Below are 12,925 nucleotides of genomic sequence, written 5' to 3' on the forward strand. Positions count from 1 at the left end.
TTTTAATTCTCGATAATCGTATTCAACACATCATTTAAAAGAAGGCTTCGACGCTGAAGTACACCGGCGTCTCTCTTTTTTCGAAGATATCGGGCCGTTCGAGCGAGTGGGCGAAACTAATATTTGCCGCGAGGTGTTCACCGCGCAGTCCGAATCCAACGGCATAGCCGCTTAAACGGCCACTCAACTCAGGGTTGTATCTACCCTGGTGGATCACACCCACGTCATAGGCCAAGGAGGCTTCCACGTTATTGAACACCGGCCGGGCGACATCGAGAGGGCGCTGCCAGGTCACCTGGTTACGCCAGTAACCTCCGCTATCCCCACTCAAGGATTGCTCCTTGAAACCACGCACCGAACTTTGCCCACCGAGGCTCAAGCGCTGCGGGCTATACAGAACGTCCGTACTCCATTGCCCATTGATCAGGCTCGAAAAACTCAATTGCTGCTGAAAGAGAGAAAATGGCTGTAGATAGCTCAGGGTGAGTGTCGTCTTTTTATACTGGGCCTTGGGCGTCCCCGGCATGTCCTCGCTATCCGACTGAGCCCCAAAGACCGTCAGGCCTTTTTGCCAACCGGCATCGATATTGAAAAACGCATTGCCGACACGACGACCGTGGTTGAGTCCGATATCGAGTTCACTTAGCCGCTGGCTGCTCACCTCGATACGCGCCCCATCGATGTAATTGCGCGTCGAGAGACGGCTGATGCCGACACTGGCGGACGTCTTGCTCACGCTGTCGCGGGCCAGTAGACGCTCGGCTTGTAGCCGGTGACGCTCGCTCTTGCCTTCAAGCGCAAAGGTGAAGCCGCTGGCTTCGGCAAGTGAGCGATAGTCGCTTTGCGTGTAGCTGTAGGAAAAGGACCAATACCCGTAAGGCAGGCTGTAATCGAGATAGCCATTTCCCGATCCGTGCCCCGGCTCGGTACTGGCATCATGGCCCAGTTGAGCCATGAAACGGTCGGCAAGGCCAAGGGGACTGTCCCATTCCAGACCTGCGCTCTGCTGCTGTTCGCCGGTGCCATCGCTGCCGCCGTTGTTGTGTCCTAGCGTAACGCGCCAAGGCTTCTGTCTCGCATTGGCTATCTGGACACGACTCCCCCCAGGGGTATTACCCGGCACGAGCTCCATGGTGGCTTGATAGGAAGGGAGTCGATTCAACTGGTCGATCAGCTGTTCCAGATCGCGCAGATTAAGCGCGTCTCCCGCCTCCGCTGGCGATGCCATGCTCAGCTCGCGAGGCGTCGGAGAATCTCCCTGGCTTTCAATCGCTTCGACCTTGCCTTCGATGACGGCAACGCGCAGCGTTTTTCGGGAAAGGTCTTGTTGAGGCAAATAGGCACGTGTCGTGATATAGCCACGGTCGATATACGCCTGGGTGATCGTGCGCAGGAGTTCATTCAGGTCGCTGACCGTCAGGCAGCGATCGATGAATGGACTGACTAGCTGTTGCCATGTCTTGTCGTCGAGGAGTGTCACGCCCTCCAACGCGATATCGTCGACCGGGAAACATTGCGCTTCGGGTGACGTAGGTACCGATGGCAGCTCCATACGTTCGCCGGGAAGGCGTTCCAGCTCTTGTAGTTTCTGCTGCTGCTCTTCCAGCAGGCGCTGCTGGTCCTCACGGATGAAGTTTCGAGTCGCAGGACTCTCGGTCGTGCCAGAGGGCATATCGGCGGCAAGCACGGCACTCGACCACCAGCATAGAGCGACAAGCCCCAGGTAGTTCAGGCACTTTTCTTTATACCCCATCCGTTTCCCGCCACTTTTCCAAGAAGCCAATTTCAAGGAATAACGGCAGCGACAAGAAAATATTTAACAAAAATTAACAAAGGCTTGCTCCGACGCTGGAACAAGCCTTCTACTCAAACACCCTCGATCGAAAACCGCGTCAGCGCTTGTGTCGCGGCGCCTTGGGCTTGCGCATGGCGCGCACCGGGCGGCGCTTGTTCTTGTCGCGGCTCCAGCGGTTCTGCTCGTCCGGGGTCAGGTCGGGCACCTTGCGCGGTTCGAGACCGGCCAGGTGGGAGAGGTCGTCGATCTCGTCCTGGCTGAGTTCGACCCATTCGCCGGCCTTGGCCCGCTTGTCGATGAAGATGTTGCCGTAGCGCACGCGCTTTAGGCGGCTGACGGTGAGCCCCTGGGATTCCCACAGCCTGCGCACCTCGCGGTTGCGCCCTTCCATGATCACCACGTGGAACCAGGTGTTGATGCCTTCGCCGCCGAACTCCTGCACGTCGGTGAAGCGCGCGGGGCCATCCTCGAGCATCACGCCCTCGACCATGGCCACGACCTGCTCGCGCTTGACGTTACCCATCACCCGCACGGCGTATTCGCGTTCGACCTGGGTCGAGGGGTGCATCAGGCGATTGGCGAGTTCGCCGTCGGTGGTGAACAGCAACAGGCCGCTGGTGTTGATGTCCAGGCGGCCAATGGCGATCCAGCGCTCGCCCTTGAGGCGCGGCAGGCGTTCGAAGACGGTGCGCCGCCCTTCCGGGTCCTTGCGGGTGCACAGCTCGCCCTCGGGCTTGTTGTACATGATGACCCGGCGCGGCACTTCCTCGGCGCCGCGCAGGTTGAGCGGGCGGTCGTCGAAGGTGACCTTGTCGCGGGCCTCGACACGGTCGCCCAGGGAGGCGACCTGGCCGTTGACCTTGACGCGCCCGGCGCCGATGGCGGTTTCCATCTCGCGGCGCGATCCCAGGCCGGCTCGGGCGAGGACTTTCTGCAGTTTTTCGGTAGGAGTGGTAGTCATGAGTCGGACGTAGTCTCGTCTGATGAGTGTTCCGCGCCCGCGAGGCCGTCATCGTCGCTTTCGCTCTCGACGGTCTGCGGGTTGCGGGCGCGTTCGGCCAAGCGCGCTTCGAGATCGGCGAAGCTGAGTCTCGGCCGGTCGGACGCCATCCCGGCGTGGGTTTCGTCGTCGGCCATCCCGGCCGTCGTTTGCTGCTCTTCTTGCTTTTCTTGCCCTTCTTGCAACGATTCCGGTGCTACCGGCTCGTTCAGCGCGGGGGCGTCATCGGTGCTGCCGTCTTCGCTCGGTGCTGCGTGCCCCGCGCTCGCCTGGGCTCCCTGAATATCGATCTCGTCTTCGTATCGCGTCTCTTCGAGCAGGTCGAAGCCCTTGAGTTCGTGCATCGGCGGCAAGGCATCCAGGGTCTTCAGGCCGAAGTCGTCGAGGAACTGGCGGGTGGTGGCGTAGACCGCCGGACGCCCCGGCACGTCGCGATGGCCGACCACGCGAATCCAGCCGCGTTCGTTCAGGGTGCGCATGATCGAACTGCTCACCGCAACGCCGCGCACCTCTTCGATATCGCCGCGTGTCACCGGCTGGCGATAGGCGATGAGCGCCAGGGTCTCGAGCAGTGCTCGCGAATAGCGCTGCGGACGCTCGTCCCACAACCGCGAGACCCAGGGCGAGAGACGCTGGCGAATGCGCACCTGAAAACCGGAGGCCGACTCGGTCAACTCCAGCGCCGAGTTCTCCAGCCGCGCGGCCAGTTCCGCCAGGGCATCGCGCAATTCGCGGCGCGGCGGACGCTCCCGTTCGTCGAACAGGCCCTCCAGACGCTCCACCGGCAAGGGTTCGCCCGCCGCCAGCAGCGCTGCCTCGAGAATCTCGTCGAGCCGGACGCTATCGCTCATGGTGTCTCCTCGAAGGCACTTTCGCCATCATCGTCACCGTCACCGGCAAGTTCGTCTATCTCCTCCGTCTCATCGACCGGCCGACGCGCCCGCACATGGATCGGCGACAGTGGCACGTTCTGCACGATCTCGATCATCATTTCCTTGGCCAGTTCGAGGATCGCCATGAAGGTCACGATCACCCCGGCGCGCCCTTCCTCGAGGGTGAACAGCGATTCGAAAGTCGTGAAGTGCTCGTGATCGAGACGCTCCATGATGGCCAGCATGCGCTCCCGGGTGGAGAGCACCTCGCGGCTGATGGTGTGGGACTGGTTGAGTTCGGCACGCTTGAGAATGCCCGACAGGGCCCGCAGCAGCTCGTCGAGTTCGACCTCGGGATGCACCACCCGGGTTTCCAGCATCGGCAGGCCCGCGCTGGCACCGAACCAGTCCCGGCCCAGGCGGGGCAGTTCATCCAGCCCTTCCGCGGCGAGCTTCAAGCGCTCGTACTCCTGCAGGCGGCGAATCAACTCGGCACGCGGGTCCTCTTCGCCCTCCTCGTCGTCGCCCCTGGGCGGACGCGGCAACAGGGTACGCGACTTGATCTCGGCGAGCATCGCCGCCATCAGCAGGTATTCGCCGGCCAGGTCGATCGCCATCGCCTTCATCAGCTCGACGTATTCGATGTACTGATGGGTGATGGCGGCCACATCGATGGCGAGGATATCCAGGTTCTGGCGTCGGATCAGGTAGAGCAGCAGGTCCAGCGGCCCCTCGAAGGTCTCGAGGAAGACCCGCAGTGCCTCCGGCGGGATATACAGGTCCTGGGGCAGCTCGGTGATCGGCTGGTCGTGCAGACGCGCCAGTACCGCCGCCGTTTCCTGAACGGCCGCCTGGTCCGGCGATTCGACGATATCCGACATGTCACCCACGCGCGCAAGTTCCTCTGGCTATTCTGTGCTTCGCAGCGCACCACCAAACCCGCAGTCTACCAAGGTAGAGGACACGGCAGAACGTTGGATTGACGAGGTTTCAACCCGCATCTCCGGCAGCCGAGGCTTTGCGATGGCGGCCCACGTAATCGAACAGCTTCTCGCGCACCTGCCAATGGCGCCCTGCCCGTCGGCCGATCACGAAATCCGGCGCCTTGAGGCGTCGGCGCTCGGCGATGACTGCCTCCGGCGACGTGGGCCGCCAGTTCGCCCCCGGGGCACGCAGGTGATGGCGCAGGAAGGCCGCGGCGAAGGCGCCGCGCTGGGCCGGCGTTTCCAGCGCGAACCACTCGTCGAGGGTCGCGCCGTCCTCGTCGTGGTAGGTCACCTTGAGCCGCGGCAGCCCGCGCCCGTTGCGGGTCGCCTCGAGCTGCATGCCGCTGACCCTAAGCACCCGGGCATCCTTCAGGCGCAGCGCCGCCTTCAGCTTGTCGTCGGGATCGACCAGCCGTTCGCCGCAGCCGTGGCAAGCGCGGGCGGCGATGTCATTCTCGGCGCCGCAGGCCTCGCAGGTCTTGAAGCGGAAGCGGAAATCACACTGGCTTCGTTTTCCTTGATGATCATCAACAAGCCCTTGGCAGCGCCGGCCATGATGCTCGATGACGAGATCGCCGTCGCGCTTGCCCCAGAAAAGGTTGGCATGGCCGCAGGACGGGCATTCCACCTGCACCGGTTCGCTGTCGCTGTCCGGCTTGGGCGAGCCGATCTCGGGCGCATAGAGGTCCCAGGGATTGCCGGCGTAATCGAGGATCAGGCAATCGGTCTTGCCGGGTGCCAGGCGCAGGCCGCGGCCGACGATCTGCTGGTAGAGACCCACGGACTCGGTGGGCCGCAGGATGGCGATCAGATCCACATGGGGCGCGTCGAAGCCGGTGGTGAGCACCGCGACATTGACCAGGTACTTCAAGCGCTCGGTCTTGAACGCCTCGATCAGCCGCTGGCGCTCCCTGGAGGGCGTCGCTCCGGTAATCAGCGCTGCCTCGTCGGCAGGCAGGTAACCGAGTATCTCCTCGGCGTGGTCCACGGTGGCGGCGAACAGCATCACCCCGCGGCGGTCGCGGGCACGGGCGACGATCTCCTCGATGATGGTCGGCGTGGCGCGGTTGCCACGCACCACCCGGTTGAGCTCCTCCTCGGCGAACAGCCCCCGCGCGTTGGGGGCGAGTCGCGAGAAGTCGTAGCGCTCCACGGCGGCGTCCACGCGGACCGGCGGTGCCAGATAGCCCTGCTTGACCATCAGCCGCAGCGGCTGCTCGAACACGCACGCCTGGAAGAAGCAGTCCGCCTCGCCGCGTACCATGCCGTGACAATGGCGATGATAGATGAAGCCCTGCCCCAGGCGGTACGGGGTGGCAGTCAAGCCGAGAATCTTGAGGCGTGGATTGGCGCGCTTGAGGTGGTCGATGACCTGGCGATAGCTGGCGTCCTTGTCCGGCGACACGCGGTGGCACTCGTCGATCACCAGCAGCGTGAAACCGCCCTTCTCGAAACTGTCCAGGTTGCGCACCACGGACTGCACCGAACCGAACACCACCTGGCGCTCGGCCTGCTTTTGCCCCAGCCCGGCGCTGAAGATGTCCGCGTCCAGGCCGTAGGCCTGATACTTGGCATGATTCTGCTCCACCAGCTCGCGCACGTGGGCCAGTACCAGCACCCGGCCGCGAGCCAGGCGCGCCAGTTCGGCGATCACCAGCGACTTGCCGCTGCCGGTGGGCAACACCACGACTGCCGGCGCGTGGCTGTCGCGAAAGTGCTCGACCACCCGCGTCACCGCCTGCTGCTGATAGGGGCGAAGCCTGGGCGGCGATGGAACGGGCGCGATTCGCGCACTGGATTCTTGGCTGGACATGATGCACGCATGTTACGCGGGTAGCCGTCATTCCCCAATGGCTGACACCGGCCGGCAAATGGGGCTATGGTGAACGAAGCCCCTGGGCGAATGTCATTATGGTTGTCGACTCATGAGTAACGAAAAGGAGTTGGACGATGAAATTTCCCGCCAAGGCTCCTACCGGACCAGAATGTCCCGAATGTGGCAGCAAGGAGAAACGCTTTCCGCCCGGCCGCGAGGGACAGTACCACGTGTTCTGCGAACAGTGTGGCTACGACTTCGGTCGTTTCGACACCTTGAGCCGCAGCTACGAGCACATGCTAGACGATCTGGAACGCAAGCTCGGGGTGAGCCACGCCCCGCTGGATGAGCAGGGCAAGCCCATAGAACCCTAGCGTTCGTTCTCAGCCCAACCACACCCGCGCGTTGCGGAACATCCTCAGCCAGGCGCCATCCCGGGTCCATTCCAAAGGCCGCCAGGAGTTGGTGACCGCCCGGGCCACCCGCTCCGGGTGCGGCATCATGATGGTCACCCGCCCATCCGGTGTGGTCAGGCCGGTGATGCCGGCGGGGGAGCCGTTGGGGTTGGCCGGGTAACGCGTGGTCACCTGACCGTAGTTGTCCACATAGCGCAGGGCGATCTGGCCGCTACCCTGCATGCTGCGCAGGTGCGCACTGTCGCGGAACTCGGCACGCCCCTCGCCGTGCGCGACGGCGATCGGCAATCGCGAACCCTGCATGCCGGCCAGCAGGATCGACGGGCTCTCCTCGACCTGCACCATGGAGACGCGAGCCTCGAACTGTTCGGACTCGTTGCGCACGAAACGCGGCCAGTTCTCGGCACCGGGAATCAGCTCCTTGAGCTGGGCGAGCATCTGGCAGCCGTTGCAGACGCCCAGCGCGAAGCTGTCGTCCCGGGCAAAGAACGCGGCGAACTGCTCCCGGGCCCGCGCATTGAAAAGTACCGACTTGGCCCAGCCGCCCCCGGCGCCCAGCACGTCGCCGAAGGAGAAGCCGCCGCAGGCCACCAGTCCCTTGAAGTCCTCCAGGGATGAACGTCCGGCGAGGATGTCGCTCATGTGCACGTCGATGGCCTCGAAGCCGGCCTTGTCGAAGGCCGCCGCCATCTCCACGTGGCCGTTGACGCCCTGCTCGCGCAGGATCGCCATGGGCGGCCGCGTGGTATTGATGAACGGCGCGGTGATCTCCTCGTCGACATCGAAGCTGGGCGTGGCGGAGAGCCCCGGATCGCGCAGATCGAGCAGGTCGTCGAACTCGGACTTGGCGCAGGCCGGATTGTCGCGCAGCGCCTGCAGGCGATAGCTGGTCTCGGCCCAGGTACGCTGGGTCAGGGCGCGGGTGGTCTCGAGCAGGGGGTGCTCGAACAGCGTCACGCGAATCTGGTCGTCGTAGCGCGGCCGGGCGATGACACCGCAGGTATCGATACCCGCCGCCGCGAACTGCGCCAGCACGAACTCGGTGTCCCGGCGGTTGACCTGGATCACCGCCCCCAGTTCCTCGGCAAACAAGGCGCCGGCGGCCTCGAAGGGGTCGTCGATCAGCCAGTCCAGCTTGATCTCGAGACCACCGCGACCGGCGAAGGCCATCTCCAGCAGGGTGATCAATAGCCCGCCGTCGCCGCGATCGTGATAGGCCAGCAACTTGTCGTCGGCGTTGAGCCCCTGGATCACGGTGAAGAAGGCCTTGAGGTCTTCCGCGTCGTCGAGGTCCGGGCACTCGTTGCCCACCTGGCCATAGACCTGGGCCAGCGCCGAACCGCCCAGGCGGTTTTTGCCCTCGCCCAGGTCGATCAGGATCAGATCGCTCTCGTCCTGGTCCAGGCGCATCTGCGGCGTGAGGGTTCTCAACGCATCCGTGACCGGGGCGAAGCCGGTCACGTTCAACGACAGCGGTGCGGTGACTGCCTTGGTCTCGGCCTCCCCGCTCTCAAGTTCAGCCTCGCCCTCCTGCCAGGCGGTACGCATCGACATGGAGTCCTTGCCCACCGGAATGGCGATGCCCAGTGCCGGGCAAAGCTCCATGCCCACCGCGTGCACGGCGTCGAACAGCGCCTGATTCTCACCCGGGTGATCCGGGGCACTCATCCAGTTGGCCGAGAGCTTGACGTCGGAAAGCTTGGCGATGGGCGCCGCGGCCAGGTTGGTGATTGCCTCGGCCACCGCCAGGCGAGCACTGGCGGCGGGGTCGATCAACGCCACCGGCGGGCGTTCGCCCAGGGCCATCGCCTCGCCGGCGTGGGTATCGAAACTGGCGGTGGTCACCGCCACGTCGGCCACCGGCACCTGCCAGGGGCCGACCATCTGATCCCGCGCTACCAGGCCGGTGATCGAACGATCGCCGATGGTGATCAAGAAGCCTTTGGAGGCCACCGCCGGCAGACGCAGCACCCGATCCAAGGCCTCGCGCAGGTCGAGATTGTCGAAGTCGGCGCCGGGCATTTCCAGGGTGCGGCGCTGGAACTCGCGCTGCATCTTCGGCGGCTTGCCGAACAGCACGCTCATCGGCAGGTCGATCGGCGTGGTCTCGAAATGCGCGTCGTGCACGGTCAGGTGGTGCGCCTCGCTGGCCTCGCCGACCACCGCATAGGGGCAGCGCTCCCGTTCGCAGAGGGCATCGAAGGTATCGATATCTTCTGCCGCCACCGCCAGCACGTAGCGCTCCTGGGCCTCGTTGCACCAGATCGCAAGCGGGCTCATGCCCGGCTCGGCGTTGGGCACGGCACGCAGCTCGAAACGTCCGCCGCGCCCGCCATCCTTGACCAGCTCCGGCAGGGCATTGGAGAGCCCGCCGGCGCCCACGTCATGGATGAAGCGAATCGGATTGTCGCTACCCAGCGCCCAGCAGCGGTCGATGACCTCCTGGGCACGACGCTCCATTTCCGGGTTGTCGCGCTGCACCGAGGCAAAATCCAGATCGGCACTGGAATGCCCCGACGCCATGCTCGAGGCGGCACCACCGCCCAGGCCGATCAGCATGGCCGGGCCACCCATGACGATCAGCTTGGCGCCAATCGGAATCTCGCCCTTTTGTACGTGGCCTTCGCGGATGTTGCCGTAGCCGCCGGCGAGCATGATCGGCTTGTGATAGCCACGACACTCGATGCCCTCGAGGCCGACGATATCCTGCTCGTAGGTGCGAAAGTAGCCGGCCAGGTTGGGTCGGCCGAACTCGTTGTTGAAGGCCGCGCCGCCGATGGGCGCCTCGAGCATGATGTCCAGCGCCGACTTGATGCGCTCGGGCTTGCCGTAGTCGAAGGCCTCCCAGGGCTGCACGAACTCGGGAATGTGCAGGTTGGAGACCGCGAAGCCGGTCAGCCCCGCCTTGGGCTTGCCGCCGATGCCCGTCGCGCCTTCATCGCGGATCTCGCCGCCGGCGCCGGTGGCCGCCCCGGGAAACGGCGCGATGGCCGTGGGGTGGTTGTGGGTCTCGACCTTCATCAGGATATGAATCGGCTCCCGATGCACCGCATAGACGGCCTGCTCCCCTGCCTGGCCGGTCAACGGCGCGGGAAAGAAACGCCCCGCTTCGCTGCCCCGGATGACCGCGGCATTGTCGCTGTAGGCCGAGAGGATATCGTCGCTGGCGCACTCGTGGGTGTGCTTGATCATCCTGAACAGGGAGCGGGGTTGTGGCTCGCCGTCGATGACCCAGTCGGCATTGAAGATCTTGTGGCGGCAATGCTCGGAATTGGCCTGGGCGAACATCATCAGCTCGACATCGCTCGGGTTGCGCTCGAGCTCCTCGAAGGCCCGTACCAGATAGTCGATCTCGTCCTCGGCCAAGGCCAGGCCCAATTCGGCATTGGCCGTAGCCAGCGCCTGGCGGCCCCCGCTCAGGACATCCACCGTCCCCAGGGGGGCCGGCGCCTGGTGCGAGAACAGCTTGACCGCATCCGAGGCGTTGGCCAGCACCGACTCGGTCATGCGGTCATGCAGGGTGGCGACGATGGCCTCGAAGGCCTCTTCGCTCAACACGCCCCGCAGGCTGATCCGGTAGGCGACCCCACGCTCGATGCGCCGAACCTGACTCAATCCACAATTGCGGGCGATGTCGGTGGCCTTGGATGACCAGGGCGACAGGGTACCCAGCCGGGGCACGACCAGAAACAGGTGACCGTGATGCGAGGCCTCGCCGTGGCACCTCGCGCCATAGGTGAGCAGGCTTTCGAGCGTGGCACGAGCATCGGAGGTCAACTCGTCATCGTGGTCGATGAAATGGACATACTCCGCCTCGAGGGATTCGACCTCGGGCACCCTATCCTGCAGGGTATTCAGCAGCTTGGCGTGACGGAAAGCGGAAAGGGCGGGCGCTCCTCGCAGTTCGAGCATCTCGGGAAAAGCCTCTGAAGAAAGCCGAATGGGGGGCCGCAAGCGGCGGCAATGAGGGCCACATGATACTGGAAAGCATGGTCGGCGAGAAATCGGTTGATTACAGGCCACATGACAGCGCCACGAACCAGAGGTATCGTACGAATTCCTTATCTGTCGATTAAGATGCATGTACAAGAGCTTCGCCCGCGACCCGCGCTGGTGGCGAATCCCGCTGATCATTCTGGTCCTGACCCTGGTGCCGGATCTCTCCTGGAAGTCGGGTGATCCACTGCTGAAGAAGATTCGCACCCGGGACTTTCTTCAGGTCATCACCCGCAACACCCCGACAACCTATTACCAGGGGCGACAGGGGCCGACCGGCTTCGAGTTCGAACTGGTGCGACGTTTTGCCGATCATCTGGGCGTCAGCCTGGCCATCGACACCACCGAGAGCATCGACGATGTCCTGACGATCGTGCGCCAGGGTGACGCCGATCTCGGTGCCGCCGCCCTGCCCATGGGACCGATCCCGTCCGGCATCCACTACAGTCGGCCCATCCTCGAACTGCAGCCGCTAGTGGTTTACCGTCGCGACCTGCCGCCGGTACGCGACCCGGAAGACCTGATCGGGCGCAAGGTGGGAGTGATCCGCCACTCCGGGGCCAGCCAGGCGCTGCGCGAACTGCAGCGCCAGCTTCCCGAGCTGGGTTGGCGGGAGTCCACGGGTGTGGAGGTCGCCGATCTGCTGCACATGATCGAAAACGGCGAGCTCGACGCCGCCGTGATCTATGCACACCAGTTCAAGCTCAATCGCCTGTTCTACCCGGGGGTGGAGGATGGCTTCACCCTCGGCGAGTCGCTGAGCCTGGTCTGGGCGGTGCCGGCCAGCGAAGGCCTCGGGCTTCTGAGGGAGGTCAACCGCTTTCTCGACAAGCTGCGCAGGGAAAACATCCTCCACGACCTGGTCGACCGTTACTTCGGCCACGACGACTACCTGGAATACGTCGGGGCGCGTCTGTTCATTCGTCACGTCCAGAAGCGCCTGCCCCAGTACGAAAGCGCCTTCAAGGAAGCTGCCCGGCGCACCGGTATCGACTGGAAACTGCTGGCCGCCCTGGGTTATCAGGAATCGCACTGGAAGCCCCGCGCCACCTCGCCGACCGGGGTACGCGGCTTGATGATGCTGACCCAACCCACCGCCAAGCAGATGGGCATCAAGAATCGACTCGATCCGCTGCAGAGCATCGACGGCGGTTCGCGTTACCTGGTCAGCGTGAAGGAGCGGCTGCAACCGGAGATCAGGGAGCCGGATCGCACCTGGATGGCACTGGCGGCCTACAACGTCGGCCTCGGGCACCTTTACGACGCCCAGAAGATCGCCGAGATACGCGGCGGCGACCCCTACAGCTGGGCCGACGTGCGCGATTCGTTGCCTCTCTTGCAGAAGCGCGAATGGTACTCCAAGGGCAACTACGGCTATGCCCGGGGCGGCGAGCCGGTGATCTACGTGCGCAACATCCGGCGATATTACGAGATTCTCAACTACGTCAGTCGCAGTCAGCAGCAGTTCTATCAGCTCAACCAGCGCTCACCGAATGCCCAGGAAGAGAGTCAGCTATTCGATATCGTGCCGCCGGTGTTGTGAGGAACTACTCGCGGCGCTGGGCAAAGAATGTCTGCAACAGCTGCTTGGCGCGGCTGGCCAGCACGCCGCTTTCGACCTGGACGCGATGATTGTGCCAGGGCTGGGCAATCAGGTTGGCGCGAGACTCGATCATGCCGGTGCGCGGTTCCGCCGCCGCATAGACCAGCCTTGCCAGGCGTGCGTGAATGATCGCCCCGCTGCACATCATGCAGGGTTCGAGGGTCACGTAGAGCGTGCAGCCGTCGAGGCGATAGTTGCCGAGGCGCATGGCGGCATCCCGCAGCGCCTGCACCTCGGCATGGGCACTCGGGTCGTGACGGGAGATCGGGGCATTGTAGCCGGCTCCCAGGATCTCGCCCCGGGCATCCACCACCACCGCGCCCACCGGCACCTCGCCGGCCGCCAGCGCCTCCCGGGCCTGATCCAGGGCCCGGTGCATGTAGAATTCGTCGCTGCGCATGGCACCGCTCTCCAGTATGATGCGGCCGGTAGGCCACCCAT

General features: G+C 64.3%; 9 protein-coding genes. 2 read left to right on the forward strand and 7 right to left on the reverse strand.

Translation table 11 applies throughout. From position 1 onward, the window contains the following. Window positions 1-34: 34 nt before the first annotated feature. The 5 genes from BUA41_RS03675 to radD form a co-directional block, all read right to left on the reverse strand. A complete protein-coding gene (locus BUA41_RS03675) occupies window positions 35-1,753 on the reverse strand; it encodes a ShlB/FhaC/HecB family hemolysin secretion/activation protein (protein ID WP_072819833.1) in 1,719 nt (572 codons plus the stop codon). Window positions 1,754-1,892: 139 nt separating this feature from the next. Next, window positions 1,893-2,756 (reverse strand): 23S rRNA pseudouridine(2605) synthase RluB, encoded by an 864-nt coding sequence (rluB, locus tag BUA41_RS03680; RefSeq protein ID WP_072819835.1) that lies wholly within the window; start codon window positions 2,754-2,756, stop codon window positions 1,893-1,895. Beyond that, a complete protein-coding gene (gene scpB, locus BUA41_RS03685; RefSeq protein WP_072819837.1) occupies window positions 2,753-3,646 on the reverse strand; it encodes an SMC-Scp complex subunit ScpB in 894 nt (297 codons plus the stop codon). Before scpB ends, rluB begins: the two co-directional genes overlap by 4 nt. Further along, window positions 3,643-4,548 (reverse strand): segregation and condensation protein A, encoded by a 906-nt coding sequence (locus tag BUA41_RS03690; RefSeq protein WP_072819839.1) that lies wholly within the window; start codon window positions 4,546-4,548, stop codon window positions 3,643-3,645. Before BUA41_RS03690 ends, scpB begins: the two co-directional genes overlap by 4 nt. A 109-nt stretch (window positions 4,549-4,657) precedes the next feature. Next, the gene (gene radD / locus BUA41_RS03695) at window positions 4,658-6,466 is read right to left on the reverse strand and encodes a DNA repair helicase RadD (RefSeq protein WP_072819841.1); all 1,809 of its coding nucleotides are present in this window, start codon (window positions 6,464-6,466) and stop codon (window positions 4,658-4,660) included. A 137-nt stretch (window positions 6,467-6,603) separates the two neighbouring features. Here radD and BUA41_RS03700 point away from each other — a divergent pair, with 137 nt between their 5' ends. Then, complete coding sequence (locus tag BUA41_RS03700) at window positions 6,604-6,843, forward strand: hypothetical protein (RefSeq protein ID WP_072819843.1); 240 nt, start codon at window positions 6,604-6,606, stop codon at window positions 6,841-6,843. 9 nt (window positions 6,844-6,852) lie between these two features. Here the strand turns inward: BUA41_RS03700 and purL are convergent, their stop codons facing one another. Beyond that, complete coding sequence (purL, locus tag BUA41_RS03705; protein WP_072819845.1) at window positions 6,853-10,797, reverse strand: phosphoribosylformylglycinamidine synthase; 3,945 nt, start codon at window positions 10,795-10,797, stop codon at window positions 6,853-6,855. A 169-nt stretch (window positions 10,798-10,966) separates the two neighbouring features. On the opposite strand from purL, the gene mltF reads away from it, so the two are divergent. Continuing rightward, window positions 10,967-12,424 carry a membrane-bound lytic murein transglycosylase MltF gene (mltF, locus tag BUA41_RS03710; RefSeq protein ID WP_072819847.1) on the forward strand — a complete coding sequence of 486 codons (1,458 nt, stop codon included), beginning with the start codon at window positions 10,967-10,969 and terminating at the stop codon, window positions 12,422-12,424. 4 nt (window positions 12,425-12,428) lie between these two features. On the opposite strand, the gene tadA is transcribed toward mltF, so the two are convergent. After that, window positions 12,429-12,884 carry a tRNA adenosine(34) deaminase TadA gene (gene tadA / locus BUA41_RS03715; RefSeq protein WP_072819849.1) on the reverse strand — a complete coding sequence of 152 codons (456 nt, stop codon included), beginning with the start codon at window positions 12,882-12,884 and terminating at the stop codon, window positions 12,429-12,431. Window positions 12,885-12,925: the final 41 nt, after the last annotated feature.

Origin of the sequence: Modicisalibacter ilicicola DSM 19980, from assembly GCF_900128925.1 — a bacterium.
Classification (GTDB): domain Bacteria; phylum Pseudomonadota; class Gammaproteobacteria; order Pseudomonadales; family Halomonadaceae; genus Modicisalibacter; species Modicisalibacter ilicicola.

Coding starts and splice junctions, on each gene's coding strand:
- tadA (WP_072819849.1), bottom strand. CDS start 12,884: ATGCGCAGCGACGAATTCTACATGCACCGGGCCCTGGATCAGGCCCGG.
- radD (WP_072819841.1), bottom strand. CDS start 6,466: ATGTCCAGCCAAGAATCCAGTGCGCGAATCGCGCCCGTTCCATCGCCG.
- scpB (WP_072819837.1), bottom strand. CDS start 3,646: ATGAGCGATAGCGTCCGGCTCGACGAGATTCTCGAGGCAGCGCTGCTG.
- BUA41_RS03675 (WP_072819833.1), bottom strand. CDS start 1,753: ATGGGGTATAAAGAAAAGTGCCTGAACTACCTGGGGCTTGTCGCTCTA.
- rluB (WP_072819835.1), bottom strand. CDS start 2,756: ATGACTACCACTCCTACCGAAAAACTGCAGAAAGTCCTCGCCCGAGCC.
- purL (WP_072819845.1), bottom strand. CDS start 10,797: ATGCTCGAACTGCGAGGAGCGCCCGCCCTTTCCGCTTTCCGTCACGCC.
- BUA41_RS03690 (WP_072819839.1), bottom strand. CDS start 4,548: ATGTCGGATATCGTCGAATCGCCGGACCAGGCGGCCGTTCAGGAAACG.
- mltF (WP_072819847.1), top strand. CDS start 10,967: ATGTACAAGAGCTTCGCCCGCGACCCGCGCTGGTGGCGAATCCCGCTG.
- BUA41_RS03700 (WP_072819843.1), top strand. CDS start 6,604: ATGAAATTTCCCGCCAAGGCTCCTACCGGACCAGAATGTCCCGAATGT.